At 73.3% G+C, this 25,233-nt stretch carries 23 protein-coding genes; 6 read left to right on the top strand and 17 right to left on the bottom strand.

Annotated elements, in window-relative coordinates; genetic code table 11:
- Nucleotides 1–42: 42 nt before the first annotated feature.
- Nucleotides 43–1,572, bottom strand: coding sequence for an aldehyde dehydrogenase (NADP(+)) (locus ACVV2G_RS03365; RefSeq protein ID WP_453841049.1), 1,530 nt, complete (start codon nt 1,570–1,572; stop codon nt 43–45).
- Between the two features lie 113 nt (nt 1,573–1,685).
- On the opposite strand from ACVV2G_RS03365, the gene ACVV2G_RS03360 reads away from it, so the two are divergent.
- From ACVV2G_RS03360 to ACVV2G_RS03335, 6 genes are all read left to right on the top strand, one after another.
- Nucleotides 1,686–2,459, top strand: coding sequence for an IclR family transcriptional regulator (locus ACVV2G_RS03360; protein ID WP_453841048.1), 774 nt, complete (start codon nt 1,686–1,688; stop codon nt 2,457–2,459).
- A 3-nt stretch (nt 2,460–2,462) separates the two neighbouring features.
- Complete coding sequence (locus tag ACVV2G_RS03355) at nt 2,463–2,933, top strand: GNAT family N-acetyltransferase (protein WP_453841047.1); 471 nt, start codon at nt 2,463–2,465, stop codon at nt 2,931–2,933.
- Between the two features lie 185 nt (nt 2,934–3,118).
- Nucleotides 3,119–4,573 carry a peptidoglycan D,D-transpeptidase FtsI family protein gene (locus ACVV2G_RS03350; RefSeq protein ID WP_453841046.1) on the top strand — a complete coding sequence of 485 codons (1,455 nt, stop codon included), beginning with the start codon at nt 3,119–3,121 and terminating at the stop codon, nt 4,571–4,573.
- A gap of 140 nt (nt 4,574–4,713) precedes the next feature.
- On the top strand, nt 4,714–5,283 hold the full coding sequence (locus ACVV2G_RS03345; protein ID WP_453841045.1) for a SigE family RNA polymerase sigma factor: 570 nt from the start codon (nt 4,714–4,716) through the stop codon (nt 5,281–5,283).
- Nucleotides 5,280–6,137, top strand: coding sequence for a hypothetical protein (locus ACVV2G_RS03340; RefSeq protein ID WP_453841044.1), 858 nt, complete (start codon nt 5,280–5,282; stop codon nt 6,135–6,137). The genes ACVV2G_RS03345 and ACVV2G_RS03340 overlap by 4 nt, the downstream gene beginning before the upstream one ends.
- 169 nt (nt 6,138–6,306) lie before the next feature.
- Nucleotides 6,307–7,140 carry a pectate lyase gene (locus ACVV2G_RS03335; protein WP_453841043.1) on the top strand — a complete coding sequence of 278 codons (834 nt, stop codon included), beginning with the start codon at nt 6,307–6,309 and terminating at the stop codon, nt 7,138–7,140.
- A 151-nt stretch (nt 7,141–7,291) separates the two neighbouring features.
- Here the strand turns inward: ACVV2G_RS03335 and ACVV2G_RS03330 are convergent, their stop codons facing one another.
- The 16 genes from ACVV2G_RS03330 to ACVV2G_RS03255 form a co-directional block, all read right to left on the bottom strand.
- Nucleotides 7,292–8,368, bottom strand: a complete 1,077-nt coding sequence (locus ACVV2G_RS03330) for a dienelactone hydrolase family protein (protein ID WP_453841042.1) — start codon at nt 8,366–8,368, stop codon at nt 7,292–7,294.
- Nucleotides 8,352–9,479, bottom strand: coding sequence for a pectinesterase family protein (locus ACVV2G_RS03325; protein ID WP_453841041.1), 1,128 nt, complete (start codon nt 9,477–9,479; stop codon nt 8,352–8,354). The genes ACVV2G_RS03330 and ACVV2G_RS03325 overlap by 17 nt, the downstream gene beginning before the upstream one ends.
- 74 nt (nt 9,480–9,553) lie before the next feature.
- Nucleotides 9,554–10,885: a pectate lyase family protein gene (locus tag ACVV2G_RS03320; RefSeq protein ID WP_453841040.1), complete on the bottom strand. Its 1,332-nt coding sequence runs from the start codon at nt 10,883–10,885 to the stop codon at nt 9,554–9,556.
- Between the two features lie 67 nt (nt 10,886–10,952).
- Complete coding sequence (locus tag ACVV2G_RS03315; RefSeq protein WP_453841039.1) at nt 10,953–11,753, bottom strand: rhamnogalacturonan acetylesterase; 801 nt, start codon at nt 11,751–11,753, stop codon at nt 10,953–10,955.
- A 149-nt stretch (nt 11,754–11,902) separates the two neighbouring features.
- Nucleotides 11,903–13,267 carry an ABC transporter substrate-binding protein gene (locus ACVV2G_RS03310; protein ID WP_453841038.1) on the bottom strand — a complete coding sequence of 455 codons (1,365 nt, stop codon included), beginning with the start codon at nt 13,265–13,267 and terminating at the stop codon, nt 11,903–11,905.
- A gap of 92 nt (nt 13,268–13,359) precedes the next feature.
- Entirely contained in the window at nt 13,360–13,692 is a 333-nt protein-coding gene (locus tag ACVV2G_RS03305; protein ID WP_453841037.1) for a hypothetical protein, read from the bottom strand.
- A 32-nt stretch (nt 13,693–13,724) separates the two neighbouring features.
- Entirely contained in the window at nt 13,725–15,242 is a 1,518-nt protein-coding gene (locus ACVV2G_RS03300) for a glycoside hydrolase family 43 protein (RefSeq protein ID WP_453841036.1), read from the bottom strand.
- Nucleotides 15,239–16,084, bottom strand: a complete 846-nt coding sequence (locus tag ACVV2G_RS03295; RefSeq protein WP_453841035.1) for a DUF6807 domain-containing protein — start codon at nt 16,082–16,084, stop codon at nt 15,239–15,241. Before ACVV2G_RS03295 ends, ACVV2G_RS03300 begins: the two co-directional genes overlap by 4 nt.
- Nucleotides 16,081–17,238 (bottom strand): Gfo/Idh/MocA family protein, encoded by a 1,158-nt coding sequence (locus ACVV2G_RS03290; protein ID WP_453841034.1) that lies wholly within the window; start codon nt 17,236–17,238, stop codon nt 16,081–16,083. The genes ACVV2G_RS03295 and ACVV2G_RS03290 overlap by 4 nt, the downstream gene beginning before the upstream one ends.
- Nucleotides 17,235–18,134: a carbohydrate ABC transporter permease gene (locus ACVV2G_RS03285; RefSeq protein ID WP_453841033.1), complete on the bottom strand. Its 900-nt coding sequence runs from the start codon at nt 18,132–18,134 to the stop codon at nt 17,235–17,237. The genes ACVV2G_RS03290 and ACVV2G_RS03285 overlap by 4 nt, the downstream gene beginning before the upstream one ends.
- On the bottom strand, nt 18,131–19,066 hold the full coding sequence (locus tag ACVV2G_RS03280) for a carbohydrate ABC transporter permease (RefSeq protein WP_453841032.1): 936 nt from the start codon (nt 19,064–19,066) through the stop codon (nt 18,131–18,133). Before ACVV2G_RS03280 ends, ACVV2G_RS03285 begins: the two co-directional genes overlap by 4 nt.
- An 89-nt stretch (nt 19,067–19,155) precedes the next feature.
- On the bottom strand, nt 19,156–20,877 hold the full coding sequence (gene araD / locus ACVV2G_RS03275; RefSeq protein WP_453841031.1) for an L-arabinonate dehydratase: 1,722 nt from the start codon (nt 20,875–20,877) through the stop codon (nt 19,156–19,158).
- A complete protein-coding gene (locus tag ACVV2G_RS03270) occupies nt 20,874–21,782 on the bottom strand; it encodes a dihydrodipicolinate synthase family protein (protein WP_453841030.1) in 909 nt (302 codons plus the stop codon). The genes araD and ACVV2G_RS03270 overlap by 4 nt, the downstream gene beginning before the upstream one ends.
- Nucleotides 21,779–22,447 (bottom strand): GntR family transcriptional regulator, encoded by a 669-nt coding sequence (locus ACVV2G_RS03265; protein WP_453841029.1) that lies wholly within the window; start codon nt 22,445–22,447, stop codon nt 21,779–21,781. Before ACVV2G_RS03265 ends, ACVV2G_RS03270 begins: the two co-directional genes overlap by 4 nt.
- Before the next feature lie 492 nt (nt 22,448–22,939).
- The gene (locus ACVV2G_RS03260) at nt 22,940–24,109 is read right to left on the bottom strand and encodes a hypothetical protein (RefSeq protein WP_453841028.1); all 1,170 of its coding nucleotides are present in this window, start codon (nt 24,107–24,109) and stop codon (nt 22,940–22,942) included.
- The gene (locus ACVV2G_RS03255) at nt 24,106–25,053 is read right to left on the bottom strand and encodes a 5-dehydro-4-deoxyglucarate dehydratase (protein ID WP_453841027.1); all 948 of its coding nucleotides are present in this window, start codon (nt 25,051–25,053) and stop codon (nt 24,106–24,108) included. Before ACVV2G_RS03255 ends, ACVV2G_RS03260 begins: the two co-directional genes overlap by 4 nt.
- Nucleotides 25,054–25,233 lie beyond the last annotated feature (180 nt).

Here is a 25,233-nt window from a genome sequence, read left to right as displayed (position 1 = left end):
GCGCGGCGCGGCTCGCCGTGCACGGCCGCACACCCCGCGGCGCTACCGCTCGAGGACCCCGTTGAACCTGCGGGGGAGTCCGAGCGGGTTGTCGTCCCGGAGCTCCGGGGGAAGCAGCGCCTCGGGCGTCCCCTGGTAGGCGACCGGCCGCAGCCACCGCTCGATGGCCGTCCCGCCCACCGAGGTGGACGTCGACGTCGTGGCCGGGTACGGGCCCCCGTGGTGCTGGGCCGCCGCCACGGCGACCCCCGTCGGCCATCCGTTCACCAGCACCCGCCCCGCCAGCGGCGTCACCTCGGCGAGCAGCTCGGCCCCGCGCCCCTCCCCCGCCGCTTCACCGGCGGAGAGCTGCACGGTCGCCGTGAGGTTGCCCGGCAGCCGGGACAGCACGCCCCGCACCTCGGCGTCGTCCTCGTAGCGGGCCACCACGGTGACCGGCCCGAAGCACTCCTCCAGCAGCAGGTCGTGCGCGCCGCGCGCGGTCAGCCGCGCGGCCGGCACGGTCAGGAAGCCGGGGCTGACGGTGTGCTCGCCGCCCGCGCCCGGGGTCACCGGGGCCTCCACGTCGGGCAGCGCCGCGCGCTCGGCGACCCCGGCGACGAAGTTGTCCCGCATGCGGTGGTCGAGCAGCACACCGGCACCGGTGTCGCCGACCGCGTCCGTGAGCGACTTGACCAGGCCGTCACCGGCGGCGCCCGCCGGCACCAGGACCAGGCCGGGCTTCACGCAGAACTGGCCCACGCCCAGGGTCATCGAACCGGCCAGCCCCGCGCCGATCGTCTCCGCCCGCTCGGCGGCGGCCGCCTCCGTGACCACGACGGGGTTCAGCGAACCCAGCTCGCCGTGGAAGGGGACCGGGACCGGACGCGCCGCCGCCGCGTCGAACAGCGCGCGACCGCCCCGGACGGATCCCGTGAAGCCCGCACCGGCGATCAGCGGGTGCTTGATCAGTTCGATGCCCGCCTCGAAGCCGTGCACCAGGCCGACGACGCCCTCGGGGACCTCGTGCCGGGCCGCGGCCCGGCGCAGCACCTCGGCGACCAGCTCGGACAGGGCCGGGTGGTCCGGGTGGGCCTTGACGACGACCGGGCAGCCGGCCGCGAGCGCGCTCGCGGTGTCGCCGCCGGCGACGGAGAAGGCGAAGGGGAAGTTGGAGGCCGAGTAGACGGCGACGACGCCGAGGGGCACCTTGTAGCGGCGCAGGTCCGGGATCGGCGGGGTGGCGGTGTCGTCGGGGTGGTTGACGACGACACCGAGGAACTCGCCCTCGTCGACGATGTCGGCGAAGGCCCGCAGCTGGTAGCAGGTGCGGGCGAGTTCGCCGGTGAGCCGGACCGGGCCGAGCGCGGTCTCCGCGTCGGCCGCCTCGACGAGCGTGCTCTCGGCGGCCTTCAGCTCGTCGGCGGCGGTGCGCAGGAAGGCCGCGCGGACGGTGCGGTCGGCCAGCGCGCCCCGGGCGGCGTGCGCGGCCCGGACGGCGGCGTCCACCTCCTGGGCCGTGGCTTCCACCGCGACCTGCTCACGCTGCTTCCCGGTACGGGGGTCGACACTCCAGACTGGTGCTGCTGCCACCGAGGGTCCCTCCACGTGCTCTGCATCGGACTTGTTCGATATGCTGAACGCTGTCTCTGATGATGAATATGCTGTTGGAGACTATTTCCCGCCGAACGAAGGGGTCAAGGGCGATGTCGGCTGGCGAGACGGGGGGCGGAGCGCAGGTCAAGTCCGCGGTGCGGACGGTTGAACTGCTCGAGTACTTCGCCGGACGCCCCGGTATGCACTCCCTCGCGTCGGTCCAGGAGGCCGTCGGCTATCCCAAGTCCAGTCTCTACATGCTGCTGCGCACGCTGGTGGAGCTGGGCTGGGTGGAGACCGACGCGACGGGCACGCGGTACGGCATCGGCGTACGAGCGCTGCTGGTCGGCACCTCCTACATCGACGGCGACGAGGTGGTGGCGGCGGCGCGGCCGACGCTGGACCGGCTCTCCGACGACACGACGGAGACCATCCACCTCGCGCGGCTGGACGGCACCAACGTCGTCTACCTGGCCACCCGCCAGTCGCAGCACTATCTGCGTCCGTTCACCCGGGTCGGCCGCCGGCTGCCCGCGCACTCGACCTCCCTCGGCAAGGCCCTGCTGAGCACCTACACCGACGAGCAGGTCTGCAAGATGCTGCCGCAGACGCTGCCCGCGCTGACCGAGCACACGATCACCGACCGGGACAGGCTCGTCGAGGAGCTGCGCCAGGTGCGGGAGCAGGGCTTCGCCGTGGACCGCGAGGAGAACACCCTGGGGCTGCGTTGCTTCGGCGTCGCGGTCCCCTACCGCACCCCCGCGCGGGACGCGATCAGCTGCTCGGTTCCGGTGGCGCGGCTGACGCCCGCGCACGAGCAGACGGTGAAGGACGCGCTGTTCGACGCGCGGGACCGGCTGACGCTGGCCACCCGTAGGCTCTGATCCATGAACATCGCCCTGCGCGCGGTCCACGACAGTGATCTGCCCGTCTTCTTCCGGCAGATGAACGATCCGGAGGCCCTGCGCATGGCCGCCTTCACGCCCGGGGACCCGGCCGACCGGGACGCCTTCGAGGAGCACTGGCGGAAGATCAGGGCGTCGTCCGACGTCGTGCGGACCGTCCTCGGCGACGGTGACGTCGTCGGCAGCGTGGCGGTGTACGGGCAGCCGGGCGAGCGCGAGGTGACGTACTGGATCGACCGGGCGTACTGGGGGCGGGGCGTGGCCACGGCGGCGCTGCGGGACCTGCTCGCGCAGGTGCGGGACCGCCCGCTGTACGCGCGTGCGGCGGCCGACAACACCGCCTCGCGGCGCGTCCTGGAGAAGTGCGGCTTCGAGACGAGCGCCCGGGCCCGCGGATTCGCCCCGGCGCGCGGCGAGGAGATCGACGAGGTCGTGCTGCACCTCGCGGACTGACCCTCCCTCCGCCGCGCGGCGGAGCGGGGTCGTCGGTGCGCAGGACTGGCCCGCGGGGTGGGCGCGGGAGCGTGGAGACAGGACGGGGCGGGCGTCCGCGCCTGCGGGGCCGGCTGCATGAACGGACGATGAGAAAACGGGGCGGACGGAACGATTCGCCCCCGCCCGTTCGTCCTGTCGGCGGGATGAACAAGACGATCAGGCGCGCCTCGGTCCTCACGCTGCTCCTGGTGTTCGCTCTGCTGGTCAGGGCGACCTGGGTGCAGTTCTACGAGGGCCGGGCACTCGCGGACGACAAGGACAACCGGCGCAACGCGATCGAGACGTACGCGGAGCCGCTCGGGAACATCATCGTGGCCGGCCGGTCGATCACCGGTTCGGCGCCGACGGAGGGGAGCGACCTCGCGTACAAGCGGACGTACGAGAACGGAGAGCTCTACGCGGCGGTGACGGGTTACGCCTCGCAGGCGTACGCGCCGACGCAGCTGGAGGGCATCTACCAGGACGTGCTCAACGGCACCGACCCGCGGCTGAAGACCGTGCTGGACACGGTCACGGACGAGCGGGCCGATCCGGGCAACGTGGTCACGACGATCGACCCGGAGGTGCAGAAGGCCGGGTTCGAGGCGCTGGGCGAGACCAAGGGTGCCGCCGTCGCGATCGACCCGAGGACGGGCAGGATCCTGTCCGTCGTGTCGACCCCGTCGTACGACCCGGCGTCGCTGACCGACGCCAACACCGCCGGGGAGGCCTGGGAGCAGCTCACCGAGGACCCGGACAAGCCACTGACCAACCGCGCGCTGCGCCGGCCGCTGCCGCCGGGTTCGACGTTCAAGCTGGTCGTGGCGGCCGCCGCGCTGGAGGAGGGGCTGTACGGGTCGGTGGACGAGAGGACCGACAGCCCGGATCCCTACCGGCTGCCCGGCACCGCGACGGACCTGACGAACGAGAACCCGGCCGCCCCCTGCGACGACGCCACGATCCGCACCGCGCTGCAGTACTCGTGCAACAACGTCTTCGCGAAGATGGCCGTCGACCTCGGCCAGGACACGGTGCGGGCGACGGCCGAGAGGTTCGGGTTCAACGACGAGACGCAGGACGTGCCGGTGCGGGCGTACCCGAGCGTGTACCCGAAGGACATGAACCAGTCGTCGACGGCCCTGACCGGCATCGGCCAGTTCGACGTGACGGCGACCCCGCTGCAGATGGCGATGGTCTCGGCGGCGCTCGCCAACGGCGGCGAACTGGTCTCGCCGCACATGGTGTCGCAGATCACCGACGGCACCGGCGACGTCCTGGAGGACGACGGCGGCACGGAGTCGAAGCGGATCGTCAGTTCCTCCACCGCGCAGCAGCTCCAGTCGGCCATGCGCACGGTCGTCGAGGACGGCACCGGGACGAACGCGCGGATCTCCGGCGCGACCGTGGGCGGCAAGACGGGCACGGCCCAGCACGGCGAGAAGAACAGCAAGACGCCGTACGCCTGGTTCACCTCGTACGCCAAGTCCGGCTCCTCGGACGCGGAGGTCGCCGTGGCCGTCGTCGTCGAGCAGTCCGACGCGGCCCGTTCCGAGGTCAGCGGCAACGGCCTGGCGGCCCCGGTGGCCAAGGCGATGATGGAGGCGGCGCTCAAGAGCTAGCACCCCTCGGCGGGTTCGTCCCGTCACACGGCGTTCGACGCACCGTACGACCGGTGCGTCGGGCGCTGCTACAGTTCCGGACTCCGGACCGGCGCACGGCTGTTCGACGCCGGGGAAGCCGCTGCGAGGAGAGTCCGCCCGTGGGCACAGTCGTCGACGACGCCGCCTCCGTGGAGTTCCACGCCTTCTTCGAGCGTCACTACGCCGAACTCGCCCGGCTCGCCCATCTGCTGACGGGCGAGCCGGACGCCGCCGACGACCTCGCGGCGGACGCCCTGCTGGCCCTGTGGCACCGCTGGGACCGGGTCCGCGCGGCCGACCACCCGGTGGCGTACGCGCGGGGCGTCGTCGCCAACCTCGCCCGCACGCGCATCCGCACCGCCGTGCGCGAGCGCCGACGCGTCGCCCTGTTCTGGTCGCAGCGTGAGGAGAAGACCGAGAACCCGGACGTCGCGGGCGTGGTGGACGTGCAGGAGGCGCTGCGCCGGCTGCCGTTCCGCAAGCGGGCGTGCGTGGTGCTGCGGCACGCGTTCGACCTCTCCGAGAAGGACACGGCGCTCGCCCTGGGCGTCTCGGTGGGTACGGTGAAGAGCCAGACGTCGAAGGGGATGGCCGAACTGCAGCGGCTGCTCGGCACACAGACGGTCCCGAAGCAGGTGCACGCGGCGATCGCGCGCAGTGGCGGCGGGGCCGCGGGAAGGAACCGATGACCGGGCGGCGGGACGTGGACGAGGAGCTGCGCGCCCGGCTGCACCAGGCGGCCGGGAGGCACGAACCCGACCGGGAGTACATCCTGGCCCGGGTCGAGCGCGGCATGGCCGGCGAGGTCCGTCCCGGGCATCACCGGGCGACCCGTCCGCCGCTGCTGGGCTGGGCGCGGGTGGCCGGCGCGACGGCCGCGGTGGCGGGAGTCCTCGCGGTCGGCGGCTACGCGGTCGCGTCGGCGGTGAAGGACGACGCTCCCCCGCAGCGCTCGGTCGCCACCTCGCCGACACCGGCCCCCACCCCGTCCCCGGACGGCACCGCGAGCGACGCGCCCGCCCCGCCGCCCGCCCCGACGCCGAGCCGTACGCCCGGCTCGCAGACCCCGGACGCCCCCGCGTCCTCCCCGCCGCCGGCCGCCACCTCGACGGCGCCCGCGCGCCCGCCCGCCTCCTCCGTCGAGGACGGCCCGCTGTGGTCGGACGGCTCGGTGGACCCGCACAGCAACGCCTTCTGGGCGCAGAGCAACGTCACCCTGAAGACCGACGTGCCCCTCACCGCGCTCACCGTCGAGCTGAGGGTCGCGCAGACCGGCGGGGTCGCGTCCACCGGTGCCTGGCGGTCACTGCCGGAGGACGACTTCACGTTCGCGGTCGACGAGCGGGACGGCTTCCTCGTCCACCGGTGGACGCTGAAGGAGGGCCGTACGGTCCCGGCGGGCGAGTGGATGTTCGCCGGCCAGTACCACCACGAGCGCGGCGGCCGGGACGCGAGCGGCGACCGCTACGCCGCGGCGGCCACCGCCGGCTCGGGGGAGCTTTCGGTGGAGGGCGATTTCGCGCCCCGCGACGGCGGCTCGTGACAGCGACGGCCGGCGGGAGCGGACGGCTGCGGCCGGCGGGAGCCGGTGACGGCGGCCGGCGGGAGCCGGTGACGGCGGCCGGTGAAAAAACCTCTCCCGTCACGGCAACCCTTTTCCTGCCCGGCGGCGACCAGGGGACGCAACGACCTCCCCACGCAAGGAAAAGGGCATGACTGCACGAGCTGAACAGCGCGTCCGCCACCGTCGCCGGGTCACCAGACGGCGAGCGGTGATCGCCGGAACCGCTGCCTTCGGCCTCACCGGAGCGGCGATCGTCACGACGACGATGCTGTCCTCCGCGGGCGCCGCGTCGTCCTGGCCCGAGGGCACCGGCAGCAAGCCCGTCTCGTCGACGATCCCGGTCCAGGGGACCTACGACGGCGGGATGAAGAAGTTCTACGGCACCGGCGCCCTGGGAGGCGACAGCCAGGACGAGGGCCAGGACCCGGTCTTCGAACTGGCCGACGGCGCCACACTGAAGAACGTCGTCATCGGCACCCCGGCCGCCGACGGCGTCCACTGCAAGGGCTCCTGCACCCTGCAGAACGTGTGGTGGCTGGACGTCGGCGAGGACGCCGCCAGCTTCAAGGGCACCTCGCCCTCGTCCGTGTACACGGTGTACGGCGGCGGCGCGAAGAACGCCGACGACAAGGTGCTCCAGTTCAACGGCGCGGGCAAGCTCGTCGTCTCGAAGTTCCGGGTCGAGAACTTCGGCAAGCTGGTGCGCTCCTGCGGCAACTGCACGAAGCAGTACCCGCGCACGATCATCATCAACGACGTGGACGTCACCGCGCCCGGCAAGTCGATCGTCGGCGTCAACCAGAACTACGGCGACACGGCGGCCCTGCGCAACATCCGCGTCCACGGCGACGGCAGCAAGAAGATCGAGACGTGCGTCCGCTACCAGGGCAACAACACCGGCAAGGAGCCCACGAAGCTCTCCCCGGTCGGTCCGTCCGGCAAGACGTGCGACTTCACCGCCTCGGACCTCAGCTACGAGTGACCGTCCGCGCGCACCCCTGATCCACCGGCCCGCCCCCCGGGCCGGTGCGGCGCCGTCCGAGCCCCCACTCGGCCGGCCCACGAACGCCCCCGCCGGTGACGACCGGCGGGGGCGTTCCCTGTACCGGCGCGTGCCGGAGACCGGGAGCCGGTCAGGCCGGCGCGGCGGTGGCCGACTCCAGCCACGCGAAGGCCTCGTCCTGCATCCGCCGGGGAAAGGCGTGCCCGACGTCCGGCCAGACCTCGGTGCGCAGCCGGTCGCCGGCGCCGCGCGACCGCCAGACGGCGCGCAGCCTCGCGTGGGCGGCGCGGACGCCCTCGGCGGTGGCCAGCGGGTCCCGCGCTCCGCCGAGGAACAGCATCGGCCGGGGCGCGGCGATGCTCGCCACGTCGGGGTGGTCGAGGTGCCGGGCGAGCCCGGGATGCAGCATGTGGAAGGCCGACTGACCGCGCAGGGTGTTGTTGCCGGGCACCAGCATGTCCTTGAGGCCGGTCATCCAGCACACGCTCACCGCGGCGGCGAGGTCGTCGCTGAGGGCGGCCGTCTGCCAGGCCCGGTAGCCGCCCATGGAGAAGCCGGCGGCCGTGACCCGCCGGGTGTCCACGCGGGCGAGCCCGGCCAGGAAGCCGGCGGCGCGCGCGTCCTCGCGGGCGAGGAGTCCGGCGAGGGAGCTGCCGAGCTGGAAGAGGGTGCCGGCCAGGGCCTGCTGCCGTGTGTAGGTGAGCGGTTCGCGGTCGCCCCAGCCGAGGGCGTCCGCGCAGAACACCACATGGCCGCGCCGGGCCAGTTCGTCGCCGAGGAAGCGCCCGTCGAAGTGCCGGTCGGCCCACTCCCGGGCGGCGGCGAGCCGGCTGTCGTCGTACCAGGGCCGGACCAGCTTCTCCTTGCCGATGTCGAACCGGGAGCCGTGGTCGTGCAGGAGCAGGACGGCCGGGAAGGGGCCGGCGCCGTGCGGAGTGAGCAGAGCGCCGCGGACCCGTGCGTAGCGGGTGAGGGAGACGGTGACCAGCTCCCGCGTGTACCCGTCGCCGTCCGAGCGTGCGGTGTACTCCGGGGCGTACGGCGTGTCGTCCTGCCGGTCGACGAGCAGGTGCTCCTCGACCTTGGCGCGGGCCGTCCGCCGCCACGCCCCGAAGTCCCGCACCGGCGAGGTGCCCCAGGCCAGCGGGAAGGTCAGTTCCGCCTTGAGCGCCGGGTGGCAGCCGGGCAGGTCAGTGCCGGCGGGCATACGGCCGCCAGTCGCCGAGGTACGCCTCCCTGGTGTGCGACGCGGCCTCGGCGCGGGTGAGCTGGGGCCGGTTCTCCGGGACCGTGATCGCGGCGCCGGGTCCGGTGTTGCGGTACTCCCGGAACCGCTGTTCCTGCCAGGGGTGGGCCTCCCGCATGTCGGCGTAGGGCGCGACCGCGTCGATGCCCGCGCCGAGGCGGGTCTCGCGCACGGTGAGCATCGGGCGGGCGGTGGGGTCGGAGCTGGGCACCCACGGGCGGGCCAGTTTGTAGTGGCCGTCGGGGGCCTCGCTGCTGACGCGGCCGCCGGTCACCAGGTACCCGCGCGGGTTCGCGCCCGCCGTGGACGGCGCGAACACGAAGCCGTGGGGGGCGCTGTCCAGGTCGGTGCGGACCAGGGTGCGGAAGTGGCAGTCCTCGTACACGGCGGTCGCCCGGCCGAAGACGAAGTCGACGTCGCCCTCGACGTAGCAGTGGGCGTAGTACTGGCGGGCGAAGAGGCCGAGGTCGCGGGTGTCGGCGTAGAGGGTGTCCTGGTGGCCGAGGAAGCGGCAGTGGTGGAAGGCGGACCGGTCGCCCATGACCTTGACGGCGACGGCCTGGGTGCCGGTCCAGCCGGGGTGGTCGGCGCGCAGCCAGTCGTTGGCGAAGGTGATCCAGCGGGCGGTGAAGGCGTCGGCCCGCACGGTGGTGGTGGCGGAGCCGCTGGTGCCGTAGGTGCCGGAGCCGTCCGGCTTGGGGGTGCCGGCCGCGTTGTCGTGAACGATGACGACGTCCCGCGGGTCCTCGGAGGCGCCGATCCAGGTCGCCCCCGTGCGGTCGGCGTCCACGGACACGGTCTCGCGGTAGGTGCCGGGGGCGAGGACCAGCGTCCAGTCGCCGCCCCGGGCCGCGGTCACGGCGGCCTGCACGGAGGTGAAGTCGCCGCGGCCGTACGGGTCGACGTACAGGGTCCGCGGGGTGCGGCGGGCGGCCGGGGAGCCGTACCGGCCGAAGGGACGCGGGCGCGGCCGGGTGCCGGCTGTGGCGGGGCCGGCCGTGAGGCCGAGGGCGGCGCCCGCGCCGGCGGTGGTCAGGAGGAATCCTCGGCGGGACAGGTCGGGTCGGTGCATACGGGTGATCCTTCGGGGTGCGGGGCGGAGGACCGGGGCGGTGCGGGCGCCCCGGCCCGGATCGGGGTGCGGCGTCAGCGCAGGCGGCCGGCGCCCGCTCCGTGACCGACGACGGCGGGGACCACTCGGGCGGGGAGGACCTTGGTGCGCAGGGTGGGCGTCCAGCCCGCGCCGGACCGGAGGGTCTCGGCGGGGATCTCGGCGTTGTGCACGGCGATCAGGTCCACGCTCCGGCCGTTGACGCGGTTGTGCGCGGCGGTGACCGGCGCCTCGCTCCACTTCTTCAGCACCTTCGCCGGGCTGACGCCCGCCGGCAGGGTGAAGGCGTTGTGCTCGGCGACGAGCTGGGACTCCTTGCCGACGCCGAAGCTGTAGGCGTAGTCCTCGCCGGCCACGAAGTGGTTGTTGTAGACGTCCACCTGGCCGAAGCGGACCCGCGGCGCACGCTCCACGAGGTCCTTGAACAGGTTGTGGTGGAAGGTCGTCCTTAGATGCCCGCGGTCGCCGGCGGCGGTGGACTCGCTGTCGCTGTTGCCGATCAGGATCGTCTTGTCGTGCTCGGTGAAGACGTTCCAGGAGGCGGTGACGTAGTCGGCGCCGCGCACGATGTCGAGCTGGCCGTCGTGCTGCTGGTACAGCATGCCGAAGTGGGTGGGTGCCGCGCTGTCGGGGTGCTCGCCGTCGGTGAAGGTGTTGTGGTCCAGCCAGACGTGGGTGGAGCCGTACACGACGGCGCTGTCGTACTCGGAGTTCCAGTTGCCCTGGTCGCCGTCGGTGGGGTCCCACTGCGGGAAGCAGTCCACGGGGCTCTCGAGGGTCAGGTTGCGGACGATGACGTTGTCCACGCCCTTGATCTGGAGGCTGGCGCCCTTGACGCCGGCGTCGCGCCCGACGCCGATGATCGTGGTGTTGGCGGGGACGTCGGCCTTGATCGCCCGGTCCTGCCGGGCGGCGGAGGCCCGGCGCAGTCCCTCGGGGCTGTCGTCGGGCTCGGCGCTCAGGTCGGTGTCCAGGCCCCAGTTCTGCGGGGAGTACTTCTCCAGGTAGGCGTCGAAGTCGTAGCCGGGCGCGGCGAAGGCGTCGCAGCCCGCGGAGACCGCGTCGATCGTGCCCTTCACCTTGACGATCCTCGGCGCGGTGCCGTCGGCGGCGAGGGCGGCCCGGAACTCGTCCCAGGTGGTGACGGTGTACACGTGCTCCGGGGCGGCGTCGGCCCCGCCGGTGGTGCCCGTGCCGTGGGAGGCCCAGCCGTCCTTCGCCGGCAGGGTCTGCCGGGCGGTGTCGCGGGGGTGGTGGTCGGGGCGGGCCTGCGCGGTGGCGGCGGTCAGGGTCAGCACCAGGGCGGTGCAGCCGGCCAGCGCGACGGCTCTGCGCGTGGCATGCCCATGCCATACTGAGGTGTTCATGGTGCGGCTCTCCTTCTTCGTGCGGTGCGTGCGGGTGTGTGCGGGTCGGGGACGCGATCGAGGTGCGTTACGCGGTGGTCCCCGTCGGCCAGTCGATCCACGCTTCGGGGATCTCCTCGTCCAGCCGGCGCAGGTCCCGGTGCGCCAGCACCCGCGTGCGCAGCAGCTCGCGCGCGACGAGCCGGGCCACCTCGATGGCACCGGGCGGGTTGAAGTGGGTGTTGTCCTGCTCGGTGGCGGTCCAGTTGAAGTACGTCTTGGTCCCCTCGGGACCCAGCCGCTGCCACAGCGCGAGGGACAGGGCCTGCACGTCGAGCAGCGCCACGTCTTCCTCCCGCGCGAGCGCCCGCATCGCCGCCGGGTACTCCCCGTGGCTCGGCTGCGCGGTACCGGCCGCGTCGAACCGCCGCCGCTCGACGGGCGTGGCCAGCACCGGCCGTGCCCCGCGGGCCCGCGCGCCGTCGACGTACAGCCGCAGGTGGTCCTGGTACGTCGTCCAGGGCTCGGTGTGACGGGCGGGGTCCTCGCTCTTCTCGTCGTTGTGCGCGAACTGGACGAGGAGCAGGTCACCGGGCCGGATCAGGCCCAGGACGACGTCGAGCCGGCCCTCGTCCACGAAGCTCTTGGAACTCCGCCCGTTCACCGCGTGGTTGGCGACGGCCCGGTCCTTGCGGAGGAAGAACGGCAGCGCCGTCCCCCACCCGGTCTCGGGCTCGGCGTCGGCGTACTTCTGCGCGGCGGTGGAGTCGCCGGCGATGTACAGAGTGGGGTGGCGGTGCCCGCCGGCGCGGGCGGTACCGGTGGCGGCGAACACGAGCGGAAGGGATGCGACGGCGGCCGAGGTGACCTGCCTTCGGCTGAGTGACATGCCGGTGTGCCTTTCACGAGGGGAGGGACGGCTCTTGTCCAGGGGGCGCGGGGCTGTCCGCCGTGCGGCTGCGCCGCGTGGCGCGACGAGCCGGGGGCGGTCCGCGGCCCGCATGCGGCAGACCGCCCCACGGCAGGGCCCGGGTACGGCTAACCCATCTGCTCGTTCCACTCGGCCTGCGCCTCGTTCAGCTCCTCGGCCATCGTGTCGAGGAACGACTTCGCGCTCATCTTCCCGAGCAGCACCTTCTGGAGGTTCGGTTCGTTGTCCGCCTTGGAGATCGTGTTCCAGTCCGGCAGGTAGTACGGCAGCTGGACGATGGTCGTGGACCCGTCGTTCAGGGCCTCCGCCGCCAGCTTCGTCGGCTCGGCCTGCTGGATCCACTCGTCCTTCGCGGCCTCGGTGTTCGACGGCACCTGCCCGGCCGACTCGTTGAACTTCGAGTTCTGTTCGGCCGACGCGGCGAACTCGACGAACTTCCAGGCGGCCTCCTTGTTCTTGGAGCTCTTGAAGATGCCGAGGCCGTCGACCGGGTTGGAGACCTGCACCCGCTTCCCGGAGGCGCCCACCGGCTGCGGGATGCCACGGAACTTCTCGACGCCGAGGGCCTTCACGTGGTCCTGGTAGGAGCCCAGGTTGTGGTTGAGCATGCCGATCGTGCCGGAGTCCCACTGGGCGACCATCTTGGCGAAGTCGTTGTTGACGTCGGCCGCCGGCGTGGCCTTCTTGTAAAGGGCCGCGTACTTCTCCAGCGCCTCGACGTTCTTCGGGTCGTTGACGGTCGTCTTCTCCTTGCCGGCGTCCCAGAAGGAGGTGATGCCGGACTGCCCGTACATCGCGTCGAGCGCCTGGGCGATGGAGCCGGACCCGCCGCGGATGGTGTAGCCGAACTCGTTCTCGCCGGCGTTCGTGAGCTTGTCGGCGGCCGTGTAGAAGGCGTCCCAGGTGGTCGGCGCCTCCAGGCCCGCCTTGTCGAAGAGGTCGGTGCGGTAGTAGAGGACGCCGTTGTTCGCGGAGGTCGGCACCGAGTACAGCGTGCCGTCGCCGCCTCCGGCCGCCTTCAGGGACGTGACCATGTCCTCGTTGAGCTTGTCGTTCAGGGAGGACTCGCCGAGCCGGTCGTCCAGCGGCTCCAGCGCGTTCTGGGCCGAGAAGCCGGCGAGCATCGCCGCGCCGACACCGCCGACGTCCGGCAGGCCCCCGCCCTGGATGGCGGTGTCGACCTTGGACTGGTACTCGGTGGCGGCGATCCCGACGTACTCCACGTCGATGTCCGGGTTCGCCTTCTCGAAGCCGGCGATGATCTCCTTCCAGACCTCCGTGCGGATGCCGCCGTTGTTGTCCCAGAAGACGATCTTTCCCTTGCCGCTGCCCTCGGCGCCCTTGTCGCCGCCCGCCCCGCCGCCGTCGTCGCCGCAGGCGGTGGCGGTCAGCGCGAGCACGGCCCCGAGCGCGACGGCGGCGGACGTCCGGCGCGTGCCTGTGCTTCTGCTGCTGCGCATGCTGATCTTCATTGGTCGGCTCTCTTCTTCTGGATCCAACGGAGGGATGAACGAAGCGGTGGACGGACTGCACACGTGGGGTCTTGGGTGGTGCGGTGGGTGGTTCAGCGGGGGCCGGCGGTCGTCCTGCCGGAGGCGGCCACGGTCTCCGAGCCGACGGGCGCGACGGCGGTCGGGCCCGCCACCCGGATGGCGTACGGCTCCGCGGCCGCCGCGTACTTTGCCGGCGCGGCCTGGCCGGTGACGGTGACGACCTTGCCGCCCGCGGGGGAGGCGGAACCGTGCGGCCGGCCGGCGGGGCGAGGCGCCCCCGGCTCCGCGGCCGGGGCGGCCGACGCCTCCCCGGCCGCCCCGGGGGTGAGCGCGGCGGCCGGCACGAGGACGGTGGCCAGGGTCCTGCCGGCCCCCGGCGGGCGCTTGCTGAGGAGGTGCGTCATTGCGGCTCCCAAGAGGCGTACGGGTGGTGTGGTTACCTGGGTCCGATCCGGAACCGGGTGAAGGTGGCCGTGCCGGCGTGTCCCTCGCCGGCGGGCGCGAGCGCGAACAGGCCGAGCAGCGCGCCGACCCAGCGCCACGGGGTGGCGGCGAAGACCTGGCCGGTGGGGCGCGGGCCGTCACCGAGGTCGTGGAGGAAGCGGCAGCGCGCGTCCGGGCCGGCCTCGATCCTGAGCCGTACCCGGCCCCCGGGTGCGGGCCGGGGGTGGTCGGCATCCCGCTCGGCCTGCGCGGTCGACTCGGCGAAGCGGTGCACCAGCTGCACGGTCCCGTCCGCGGCCCGCTGGAGCCCGATCCAGCGGTAGGTGTCGCCGAGCACCGCGAGCCCGGCCCGGGCGCCCGGCTCCCGGGCGTCCAGGCGCAGTTCCACCTCGACGACCGAGGGGTCGCCGGGCAGCCGCTGCGTGAGCACGTTCGCCGACTTGCGCAGGTCGTGCGCGTCGGCCGAGCGGACGCAGGCGAGCCGCAGGCCGTCCCCGGCGTGCTGGGTGGCCCAGCCCTCGCGGGGGTTGGCCGTCCACGACCACTGGCGGCCGTACCGCCCGCCGGGGAAGTCGTCGTCGGTCGCGGGCGCGGCGGGCGGCTGCGGCGGCAGGGCGGGACGCGGGTGCTCGGCGACCGGGGCGCCGTCGTCGCCCAGCACCGGCCAGCCGTCGGTCCCCCACCTCATCGGCTGGAGGTGGACCACCCGCCCGTACGCCCCGCGCTGCTGGAAGTGCAGGAACCAGTCCTCGCCGGACGCCGTGCGCACCCAGCCGCCCTGGTGGGGGCCGTTGACGTCGGTGTCCTTCTGCTCGAGGACGACCCTCTCCTCGTACGGCCCGAAGAAGTCCCGGGAGCGGAGGGCGCCCTGCCAGCCGGTGTCCACTCCCCCGGCTGGCGCCAGGATCCAGAACCAGCCGTCGTGCCGGTAGAGCTTGGGGCCCTCCAGGGTGAACCAGCCGGGGATGCGGTCGGCGTCGACGATCACCTCGCCCTCGTCGAGCAGTGCGGTGCCGCCGGGGTCCATGCGGTGGCCGGTGAGGCGGTTCTTGATGCCGGAGCGGGAGCGGGCCCAGGCGTGCACGAGGTACGCCTCGCCCCTCTCCTCGTCCCACAGGGGGCAGGGGTCGATCAGGCCCTTGCCCGCCTTCACCAGGTGCGGCGCGGTCCACGGGCCCCGGATGTCGGGGGCGTTGACCTGGAAGACGCCCTGGTCGGGATCGCCCCAGAAGATCCAGAAGCGGCCGGCGTGGTGCCGCAGCGACGGGGCCCAGACGCCGCAGTCGTGCCGCGGCGCCGCGAAGGCCCGGGCGGGCTCCAGCCGGGCCAGGGCGTGCCCGACCAGCGTCCAGTTGACCAGGTCCCGGGAGTGCAGGAGCGGCAGGCCGGGGACGCGGCCGAAGCTGGAGGCGGTCAGGTAGAAGTCGTCGCCGACGCGGACGACGTCCGGGTCGGACCAGTCCGCGTTGAGGACCGGGTTGGTGTACGACCGGGCGGTCTCGCCGATCACGGGCCCACCGCCTTCCGTACGAGGGCCGCGGCGCCTTCGGCGTCGAGCCGGCCGTCGGCGACCACGGTGACGATCCGGCGGACGAGGGTGTCGCCGGGGGCGATGGCCGGCCGCTCGTCGTGGGCCAGGGAGGAACCGACGCCCGGGTACTCCTCGGTGCGCACGAACCACGGGTCGTGCCGGGTCCGCCCGGTGGCCCCGGCGAACACCAGGGACCAGGTGTCGCCGGTCAGGGCGAGCCAGTCGGCGCGGCGGCCGTGCACCTCGCGCTCGCCCTCGCGGTCGGCGGTGAAGACCCGGGGGGCCGAGCCCTCCTTGCGGGCGCGCCAGAAGAAGCCCCCGTAGGCGGCGCCGGGGCGGCCGTTGGTGGCGGGGCTGCCGAGGGTGAGCGCGCCCGCGGTGACGTTGGTGAGGGAGAAGGTGAAGTCCAGCGCCCAGGCGGTGGCGGTCAGGCCGGTGGCCGCGACCGTGCGGCGCTCGCGCAGCAGTTCGGTGCCGGCGGCGACCCAGCGCAGCTCCTCGACGAAGCCGTCGGGGTCGCGGAGCTGGAAGGCGGTGTGCCGCTGCGCGCCGTGGTTGTCCAGTTCGGTCGGCCCCTGGTCGCGGACGTAGGTGCGTCCGCCCCAGAAGTTGTGGCCCTCGACGTCGGGAACGGCGACACCGACGCCGAGGTGATGGAGGTGGTCGGCAGGGCGGGACTCGGTCACGGCCGTGCCGGCCAGGGTGGTGACGGGATGCAGGTGGGGGCGCGGGGAGAGCCGGGCGGGCAGCTCCGGGCGGACGACGTACCGGCCGACGGGGCGGCCCGCCACGCGCAGTACCGGGGAGTCGGTGCCGGTCATCGGGTGCTCACCTCGTTCAGGGGGTGCTGTGTGCGCGGCGCCCAGGGGGCGCCCAGTTCCGAGTAGAGGGAGAGGGTGTCGGCGGCGGCGGCGACGAGGCCGTCGATGCCGGGGACCACGCGGCGGCTCTCGCCGGGCACGCGGTGCCAGGCGGAGTCGGGCAGCGGCTCGGGGTCGGGCGCCCGGCGGATCGCCTCGACGACCTTCATGAAGGCGCCGGTCTCGTCCGGCGGGACCAGCAGGCCGGCGCCGGTGGTGAGGTGCGCGACCAGGTTCTCCAGCAGGTCGGTGCGGCCGTACTCGAACTCCTCGGGGCCGTGGCCGCCGCGCTGGAGCAGGACGCGGTCCTGCTTGTACCAGAAGGTGATGCGGCCGCTGCTGCCGTGCACGAGGACGTACGGCTCGTCGGCCCGTTCGGCGCACAGGGTCGCGGCGACGGTGATCCGGGGCCCGCGCGCGGTGGTGATCCGGACGCAGGAGGTGTCGTCGGCCTCGATGTCGTTGGCGTGGCTCAGTTCGGTCTCGATGCCGGTGACGTCCTCGGCGCGGGTGCTGCCGCCGAGCGCGAGGGCGGTGGCGACGGCGTGCGCGAGGGGGTTGGTCAGCGCGCCGTCGATCACGTCGGCGCCGTCCAGCCGCCGCCGGCCCGACCAGGGCGCCCGGCGGAAGTAGGCCTCGTCGCGCACCCACGCGCCGGCCCCGCCGATGCCCACCACCTCGCCGACCGCGCCCTGGGCGATCAGCTCGCGGACGGCCGGCACGGCGTGCGAGCCCAGCGACTGGAACCCGACCTGGCAGGCCACGCCGGCCTCGGCGACCCCGTCGGCCATCCGGCGGAACTCGGCGTAGGAGGGAGCCGGAGGCTTCTCCAGCAGCAGGTGCACGCCGTTGCGGGCGGCGGTCAGGGCGAGGTCGGTGTGGGTGGGGATCGGTGTGCAGACGACGGCGATCCGGGCGCCGGTGGAGTCGAGCAGGGCGCCGAAGTCGGTGGACTGCTCGGGCGGTTCCCCGCCGGCCTCCTCCTCGGTCAGCGGGGTCAGCTCGCAGACGCCGGCGAGCCGGACCAGACCCGCGCGTTCCAGGCGACGGATGTTGGCGACGTGCCAGCGGCCGTGGCCGCGGGCGCCGGCGAGGACGACGGGGATCCGGCTCATCCCTTCACCGCCCCCGCGCTGAAGCCGGTGATCAGCCACTTCTGGATGAAGGCGAAGACGAGCACCACGGGCACGGCCGCGATGATGCCGCCGGCCGCGAGCGCCCCGAGGTCGACGCTGTCCGCGCTCATCAGGGTGTTGAGGCCGACCGGGATGGTCTGCTTCTCCTGGTTGTTGAGGAACATCAGGGCGAACAGGAAGTGGTTCCAGGAGTGCACGAAGGCGAAGGAGCCGACAGCGATCAGACCCGGTCGCAGCAGCGGCAGCACCACGATCCGGAAGGCCCGGAAGCGTCCGCAGCCGTCGACCCAGGCGGCCTCCTCCAGCGAGTACGGCACGTTCTTGATGAAGTTGCTGATCAGGATCATCGACAGCGGCAGCTGGAAGACGGTCTCGGCGATGATGACGCTGCCGAGGGAGTTGATCATCTGCAGTTCGGCGAAGATCTCGAAGAGCGGCACCAGGAGCAGCGCGCCCGGCACGAACTGCGAGCAGAGCAGGGCGAGCATGAAGGCCCGCTTGACGGTGAAGTCGAACCGGGCGAGGGCGTAGCCGCCGGCCAGGGCGACGAGCGTGGTCATCACCAGGGTCGCGAGACCGACGTAGACGCTGTTCTGGAAGAAGGTGCCGAAGCTCCGGTCGGTCCACACCTTCTCGAAGTGCTCGAAGGTCATCGGCCAGGGCACGAGCGAGGTCGAGCCGGCCGGGCGCAGCGCGAAGAGCAGGATCCAGTAGAACGGGATCAGGGTGAAGACCAGGTAGATGCCGAGGGGCAGGTAGATCTGCCAGCGGGGGACCTCGTCCCAGGCGGGGCGGTGCTTCTTCGCCGGCCGCGGCGGTTCGCGGTCGGCCCGCGCGGGCGCGGGGGCGGGCGCGGTGGCCTCCTTGGTGATCACTTGTTCTCGCCTCCGAACTTGCTCAGCCGCAGATAGACGATCGAGCAGAAGAGCAGGATCACGAACGCGACCGTGGTGAGGGCCGACGCGTAGCCGAAGTCGTGGGCGTCGACGCTGGTGTTGGCGATGTACAGCGGGAGTGTGGTGGTCACTCCGGCCGGCCCGCCGCCGGTCAGGGTGTAGAGCAGGTCGACGTTGTTGAACTCCCACACCGCGCGCAGCAGCGTGGACAGGATGATGGCGTCCTTCAGGTGCGGCAGCGTGATGTGCCAGAACTGCTTGATCCGGCTCGCCCCGTCGACCTCGGCGGCCTCGTACAGGTCCTTCGAGACGGACTGGAGGTCGGCGAGGATGAGGATGGCGAAGAAGGGGACACCGCGCCACAGGTCGGCGACGACGGCCGCGGAGAACACGGTCGAGGTGTCCGACAGCCAGCTGGTGCCGTAGTCGCCGATGCCCAGGTCGGCGAGGTAGCGGCTGATGCCGGTCTGGGAGTTGTACAGCAGGACCCAGATCGCGGAGGTCAGCACGCCGGAGACGGCCCACGGGGAGAAGACCAGGGCGCGCCCGACGCCCCGGCCCACGAAGGTCTGGTTGACGATGAGCGCCAGCGCCAGGCCGAAGAGCAGTTGCAGTCCGACCTCGACGAAGACCCACTTGGCGCTGAAGACGAGGGTGTCCCAGAACATCGGGTCGTCGGTGAAGATCCTGACGAAGTTGTCGAGGCCCGCGTAGCCGTTCCGCCACGGCTTGGTGGGGTTGTAGTCCTGCAGGCTGTAGTAGAAGACGCTGATGACCGGGTAGGCGATGAAGCCCAGCATCAGCAGACCCGCCGGGGCGATCAGCAGGTACGGGAGCCTGCGCGGCGTGGCCGAGGCACGGCGCCGCCGGGGTGGCGCGGGCGGTTTCGCCACGGCTGCGGCTTGGGCCATGACAGTTCTCCGTTCTGGTACGTCGTGCGTGGGTCGTGCGGGAAGCGCTTTCTCCATGGGCAGGGGTGGGCGCGGGTCTGCCGTGGGCCTCAGCCGGCGTACGGGTCCTGCACCGTGCCCGGGCGGGCCAGGAACTCGAAGTCGCAGCCGGTGTCGGCCTGGGTGATCTGTTCGTTGTAGAGCGCGCCGTAGCCGCGTTCGTAGCGGGCGGGCGGCGGCGTCCAGGCGGCCCGGCGGCGCTCCAGTTCCTCGTCGTCCACGTGGAGCCGGAGGGAGCGCGCCTCGACGTCGAGGGTGATCGGGTCGCCGGTGCGCACCAGGGCGAGCGGTCCGCCGACGTGCGACTCGGGGGCCACGTGCAGCACGCACGCGCCGTAACTCGTCCCGCTCATCCGGGCGTCGGAGATCCGGACCATGTCCCGTACCCCCTGTTTGAGCAGGTGGTCGGGGATGGGCAGCATCCCGTACTCGGGCATGCCGGGGCCGCCCTTGGGGCCCGAGCCCCGCAGCACCAGCACGCTGTCGGCCGTGATGCCCAGGTCCGGGTCGTTGATGGTGCGCTGCATCGTCCGGTAGTCGTCGAAGACGACCGCGGGGCCGGTGTGCTTGAGCAGGTGCGGTTCGGCGGCGATGTGCTTGATGACGGCGCCGTCGGGGCAGAGGTTGCCGCGCAGGACGGCGACCCCGCCCTCGGCCGCCACGGGGCGGTGGCGGGGGCGGATGACGTCGTCGTCGTGGACGAGGGCGCCCTCCAGCTGCTCGCGCATCGTGTCGTGGGACACCGTGGGCCGGTCCAGGTGGAGCAGGTCCGGGATGCGGGAGAGGAACCCGGGCAGTCCGCCGGCGAAGTGGAAGTCCTCCATCAGGTACGTCCGTCCGCCGGGCCGGACGTTGGCCAGCACCGGGACCGTGCGGGCGACGCGGTCGAAGTCGTCGAGGGTGAGGGTGACGCCCGCGCGGCCCGCCATGGCGATCAGGTGGATCACGGCGTTGGTGGACCCGCCGAGGCCGAGGACGGTGGTGACGGCGTCCTCGAAGGCGTCGGCCGTGAGGATGTCGCTGAGCCTGCGGTCCTTGTGGACGAGTTCGACGATGCGCAGGCCGGCCGCGGCGGCCATCCGGTCGTGTCCGGAGTCGACGGCCGGGATGCTGGAGGCGCCCGGCACCGTGACGCCGAGGGCTTCGGCGGCGGCGGTCAGCGTGGACGCCGTGCCCATGGTCATGCAGTGGCCGGGCGAGCGCGCCAGACCGCTCTCCAGTTCCTGCATCTCGCAGTCGCCGATGAGGCCGGCCCGCTTGTCGTCCCAGTACTTCCACATGTCGGTGCCGGAGCCGAGGGTCTCGCCGCGCCAGTGGCCGGGGAGCATGGGCCCGGCGGGCACGAACACCGCGGGCAGGTCCGCCGACGCGGCTCCCATGAGCAGGGCGGGGGTGGACTTGTCGCAGCCGCCCATCAGCACGGCGCCGTCGACCGGGTAGGAGCGCAGCAGCTCCTCGGTCTCCATGGCGAGCAGGTTGCGGTAGAGCATCGGGGTCGGCTTCTGGAAGGTCTCGCTGAGCGTGGAGACCGGGAACTCCAGCGGGAAGCCGCCCGCCTGCCAGACGCCCCGCTTGACCGCCTGGGCCCGGTCGCGCAGGTGGACGTGGCAGGGGTTGATGTCGGACCAGGTGTTGAGGACGGCGATGACCGGCTTGCCGAGGTGCTCCTCGGGCAGGTAGCCGAGCTGGCGGGTGCGGGCGCGGTGGCTGAAGGTGCGCAGGCCGTCCGTGCCGTACCACTGGTGGCTGCGGAGCTGCTCCGGGGGCCTCATGCCGACCACCCCGCGGCTATGCCGGCGACCTCGGCGCGCTCGTTCTCGGGCAGCGGCCTGCTCGGCGGGCGGACGTCCCGGCGGCACAGTCCGAGCGAGGCGAGAGCCTCCTTGACCACGGTGACGTTGTTGGCGGAGCCGTCGGCGGCGCGCAGTTCCTCGAAGCGGCGGATCTGCTCCCAGACCTTCATGGCGCCCGCGTAGTCGCCGGACCGAAGCGCTTCGATCATGTTCAGCGAGACGGCCGGGGCGACGTTCACCAGCCCCGAGGTGAAGCCGGTGGCGCCCGCGGAGAAGTACGAGGGGGCGTACGGTTCGGCCAGTCCCGCGACCCACACGAAGCGGTCGAGGCCGGCGTCGCGGGCGAAGGCGGCGAACCTGGCGGCGTCCGGGACGGCGTACTTCACGCCGACGACGTTGGGGCAGGCGTCGGCGAGTTCGGCGAGGCGGGCGCCGGTGAGCCGGGGGTTGCGGATGTAGGGCACGACGCCCAGGGCGGGCACGGCCTCGGCGATGGCGCGGTGGTAGTCGACCCAGCCGCTCTGGGAGACGTAGGGGTGGACGGGCTGGTGGACCATCACCATGGAGGCGCCCAGGTCGCGGGCGTGCCGCGCGGAGGCGACCGCGGTCGGCACGTCGTGGCCGACACCGACCAGGACCGCCGCGCGGTCGCCGGCCTCCTCGACGGTCAGCTCGGTGACGAGGCGCCGCTCGGCCGGGGTCAGGGCGTAGAACTCGCCGGTGTTGCCGTTGGGGGTGAGGGTCGTGATGCCACCGTCGAGGAGACGACGCAGCAGGGCCCGGTAGGTGGCGGGGTCGACGGTGCCGTCCTCGGCGAACGGGGTCACGGGGATCGCCACCACGCCGGCCAGGGCCGCCCGCTGGGTCTCGAACGTCGCTGTCATGCCTGACCGTCCTCTTCCTGGACCTGGGCTCCCACTTCGGGGAAGGCCCGCTCGACGAACGACGCGATGTGGGCGTGGAGGGCGCGGGCCGCGCCGTCCGCGTCACCGGCGAGGGCGAGGCGCAGGATCTCCTGGTGTTCGCGGGCCTCCCGCTCCCAGGAGGGGTCGGCGGCCCAGGCGACGGCGGAGACGAGGGCCGCCTGGTCGCGGACCTCGTCGAGCATCCGGCCGAGCAGTGGGTTGCCGCACGGCACGTACAGGGCGCGGTGGAACTCGCGGTTGACGAGCGAGCGTTCGGCGGCGTCCGTGGCCCGGTCGGCGCGGGTCAGCGCGTCGGTCGCGGCCTCCAGGGAGGCCCCGCGGCGCACGGCGCGCCGGAGGGCCTCGGGCTCCAGGAGCAGCCGTACGTCGTACACCTCGCGCGCCATGTCCGCGTCCACCATGCGCACCGTGACGCCCTTGTACTGGTTCATCACGACCAGCCCGGTACCGGCCAGCGTCTTGAGCGCCTCGCGCACCGGCGTCTTGGACACCCCGAACTGTGCGGCGAGGTCGGTCTCGACCAGGGCCTGGCCGGGCGTCAGCCGGCCGGTGAGGATGCGGCGTTTGATCTCCTCCAGCACGTACTGCGTGCGGGAGGGGATCGGCGTGGGCACAGAGGTCATGCGCGCCTCTCGGAGTCTCGCGTCGGATGCGCGGGCCTGATGCCGCGTGCCGGGCCCGGGGGACCCCCTCGCGTATCTGATCTCGCGTATCGCGTCTCATATATGACGTACGGAGTACGACGCGTTGAAGGTAGGAGGGGCGCGGGGCCACGTCAATGCTTCTGACAAAGGAAGTTGAGGTTGCCCGACGGGTGCGCCGTCCGCGCGGCGGCGGGGCGGGAGGTGCGGCACGCACCGGCGCGGACCGCGGCGTGCGACCGCGGGCCATCGCCCCGCCGCCGCGCGAACGGCAGCGGTGAAGGGCCTCCCACCTGCGGGGACGGTCGTTCGGAACCCCGGCCGCGCGAGGCGCTGCCGGGGCGTCCGCCGCCGGCCCGGCGCGGGGTGCCCGGGGCGCGGGTCCCGGGCACCCCGGGGTCTGCCGGGACGGGCGGGGCCGACGGCTGCGGCGGCGCGCGCCGCGCACACCGCGCCGAGTTCACCGCGGCACGCTCACCGCGCCGCGAGACCCGAGCGCACCGCCTCGAGGTCACGGTCCGACGCCAGTCCCGCGTGGTACAGCCGCAGCTCCGTCGCGCCCCGGTCGCGCGCGCGTGCCGCGTCCGCGGCGAGGGCCTCCGGCCGGCCGCCCATGCCGGAGACCACGGTGAGGTTGGCGGCGAGGACGGCCCCGGCGCGGCCCTGCCCGGCGAACGGCGTCAGCAGCTCCGGGCCGCCCGTGCAGGGCACGACCACGCCGTCCGCGACGGACAGGACGTGCGCGGGGTCGACGCCGGCGTTGGCGCCGCAGTGGTACGACACCGGGTCGGCGTGCAGCAGGACCTGGAAGCCGTCGGGCGCGGCGGCGCGCACGGCCCCGACCACCGCCTCCTGGAGGGAGCGGGCGGTCCCGTCCCGCCACGCGCGCGTGGCGTCCGCCGGCGCCTCGCCGAGCAGCTCCTCGACACCGGCCCAGCCCCCGTCCGACGGCGCCGTCCCCCGCCACACCGGCTCCAGCGCGGCCCGTACGGCGGCGGCCAGCGCGTCGGCGTCGACGCCCTGCGCGCCGTAGCCCGCCCGGCAGTGCGGGCAGAAGCACAGCGACATCAGGTACTGTCCGGCGTCCCCGAGGCCGACCCCGCCGGTCTTGTCGTGGGCGTGCAGGTGGGCGAGCCCGTACCAGCCGAGGGACTCCAGCTCGGTCCCCCGCGCCCCGGGCCGCACCGCGGCCTCGGCGGCCAGGTCGGTGAGGTACGCGCGCGTGGCGGGCTGCGCGATGCAGGGCGCCCAGGGGTAGCGGTCGCCGTACGCGTTGACGACGGAGGTGTGCGGCTGCTCGGTGCCGAGGCGGGAGTTGTGGGCGAGGACGACCCAGGTGTGCACCTCCAGGCCCGCGTCCGCGAGCGCGTCCGCCGCCTCGCCCCAGGCGTCGCCGGGCGCCCAGTCGCCGGCCTCGTACGGGCGCAGGTCCCGGCCCCGCCAGCGGGCGGTGTCCGGCGGGTAGAGGACGGCGGCGTACTCGGCGGTGACGACGCGGTGGCGCGGGTGGCGCGGGGTGAGGGCGCGGGTGGAGTGGTAGGCGGCGGCGAGCGTCGCCTGCGCCACGCCGGTGCCCGCGACGCGCGCGGCGGCGCCCGGGTCCCCGTTGACGTCCCAGGGGTAGACGAACGCCGAGGCCCTCACTTGGCCTCCTCCTCGTCGAGCAGCGCGTAGCCCCGCTCGATCACCCGGGCGAGTCGCTTCACGTGCTCCTCGGTCGGTTCCTGCAACGGCGGCCGCACCTCCCCCACGTCCAGTCCGCGCAGCCGTACGCCCGCCTTGACCAGGGCGACGGCGTACCCCCGCCCCTGGGCGCGGAGTTCGACGAAGGGCCGGTAGAAGCCGTCCAGCAGCCGGTGCGCGAGCGCCTCGTCCCCCGAGCGGAGCGCCCGGTGGAAGGCGAGGGCGATCTCGGGGGCGAAGCAGAAGACGGCGGAGGAGTAGAGGGTGACGCCGAGCGCGCGGTAGGCGAGCTGGGTCTGCTCGGCGGTCGGCAGCCCGTTGAAGTAGAGGAAGTCCCCGGGGACCCCGGTGCGGACGGCGCTGACGATCCGCTGCATGAGGTCGAGGTCGCCGAGCCCGTCCTTGAGGCCGACGATCCCCTCCGTGCGGGCCAGTTCGACCACGCTCTCCGGAGTGAACACGGCGTTGTCGCGCTGATAGACGATCACCGGCAGGCCGGTCGCCGCGGCCACCTCGCGGTAGTGCCGCAGCAGCCCCTCCTGCCCGGCGAGCACCAGGTAGGGCGGCATGGCGAGCAGCCCGTCGGCCCCGGCGTCCTCGGCGAGGCGGGCGTAGCGCACGGCGAGGGCGGTGCCGTAGCCCGCGCCCGCCAGGACGGGCACCCGCCCCGCGGTCTCCTCGACGGCCGCCCGGACGCAGGCCCGGAACTCCTCCGGCGTCAGCGCGTGGAACTCGCCGGTGCCGCAGCAGGCGAAGACCGCCGCGGCCCCGGCCTCGACCCCGCGGCGCACATGCGCGCGGAAGACGTCGAGGTCGATCTCGCCACCGGGGCCGTACGCCGTGACGGGGAAGAACAGCGGTCCGCCGGGGCCGGTGAGCCGGGCGACGAGAGGGGCTGAGGTCACGGGCGCTCCCCATTCCATATGTATGACCTTCGTCTATATTTCTGAACACGACCACGCTAAGCCAGCCTCGCGAGCACCGTCAAGGAAACCGGTCCTTGACGGCTGACCACGGGTTCCTTAACGTGTCCACGCATATGAACGCCAGCCGCTCATACGCACGGCTGCCGTCAGGAGACCCAC

The sequence above is a fragment of the Streptomyces sp. JK94 genome (genome assembly GCF_053613315.1).
The sequence above is the reverse complement of the archived record's forward strand: the minus strand, read 5'-3'. Positions and strand labels throughout refer to the sequence as shown.

Coding starts and splice junctions, on each gene's coding strand:
- ACVV2G_RS03360 (WP_453841048.1), top strand. CDS start 1,686: ATGTCGGCTGGCGAGACGGGGGGCGGAGCGCAGGTCAAGTCCGCGGTG.
- ACVV2G_RS03355 (WP_453841047.1), top strand. CDS start 2,463: ATGAACATCGCCCTGCGCGCGGTCCACGACAGTGATCTGCCCGTCTTC.
- ACVV2G_RS03350 (WP_453841046.1), top strand. CDS start 3,119: ATGAACAAGACGATCAGGCGCGCCTCGGTCCTCACGCTGCTCCTGGTG.
- ACVV2G_RS03340 (WP_453841044.1), top strand. CDS start 5,280: ATGACCGGGCGGCGGGACGTGGACGAGGAGCTGCGCGCCCGGCTGCAC.
- ACVV2G_RS03335 (WP_453841043.1), top strand. CDS start 6,307: ATGACTGCACGAGCTGAACAGCGCGTCCGCCACCGTCGCCGGGTCACC.
- ACVV2G_RS03330 (WP_453841042.1), bottom strand. CDS start 8,368: ATGCCCGCCGGCACTGACCTGCCCGGCTGCCACCCGGCGCTCAAGGCG.
- ACVV2G_RS03325 (WP_453841041.1), bottom strand. CDS start 9,479: ATGCACCGACCCGACCTGTCCCGCCGAGGATTCCTCCTGACCACCGCC.
- ACVV2G_RS03320 (WP_453841040.1), bottom strand. CDS start 10,885: ATGAACACCTCAGTATGGCATGGGCATGCCACGCGCAGAGCCGTCGCG.
- ACVV2G_RS03315 (WP_453841039.1), bottom strand. CDS start 11,753: ATGTCACTCAGCCGAAGGCAGGTCACCTCGGCCGCCGTCGCATCCCTT.
- ACVV2G_RS03310 (WP_453841038.1), bottom strand. CDS start 13,267: ATGAAGATCAGCATGCGCAGCAGCAGAAGCACAGGCACGCGCCGGACG.
- ACVV2G_RS03305 (WP_453841037.1), bottom strand. CDS start 13,692: ATGACGCACCTCCTCAGCAAGCGCCCGCCGGGGGCCGGCAGGACCCTG.
- ACVV2G_RS03295 (WP_453841035.1), bottom strand. CDS start 16,084: ATGACCGGCACCGACTCCCCGGTACTGCGCGTGGCGGGCCGCCCCGTC.
- ACVV2G_RS03290 (WP_453841034.1), bottom strand. CDS start 17,238: ATGAGCCGGATCCCCGTCGTCCTCGCCGGCGCCCGCGGCCACGGCCGC.
- ACVV2G_RS03280 (WP_453841032.1), bottom strand. CDS start 19,066: ATGGCCCAAGCCGCAGCCGTGGCGAAACCGCCCGCGCCACCCCGGCGG.
- araD (WP_453841031.1), bottom strand. CDS start 20,877: ATGAGGCCCCCGGAGCAGCTCCGCAGCCACCAGTGGTACGGCACGGAC.
- ACVV2G_RS03270 (WP_453841030.1), bottom strand. CDS start 21,782: ATGACAGCGACGTTCGAGACCCAGCGGGCGGCCCTGGCCGGCGTGGTG.
- ACVV2G_RS03265 (WP_453841029.1), bottom strand. CDS start 22,447: ATGACCTCTGTGCCCACGCCGATCCCCTCCCGCACGCAGTACGTGCTG.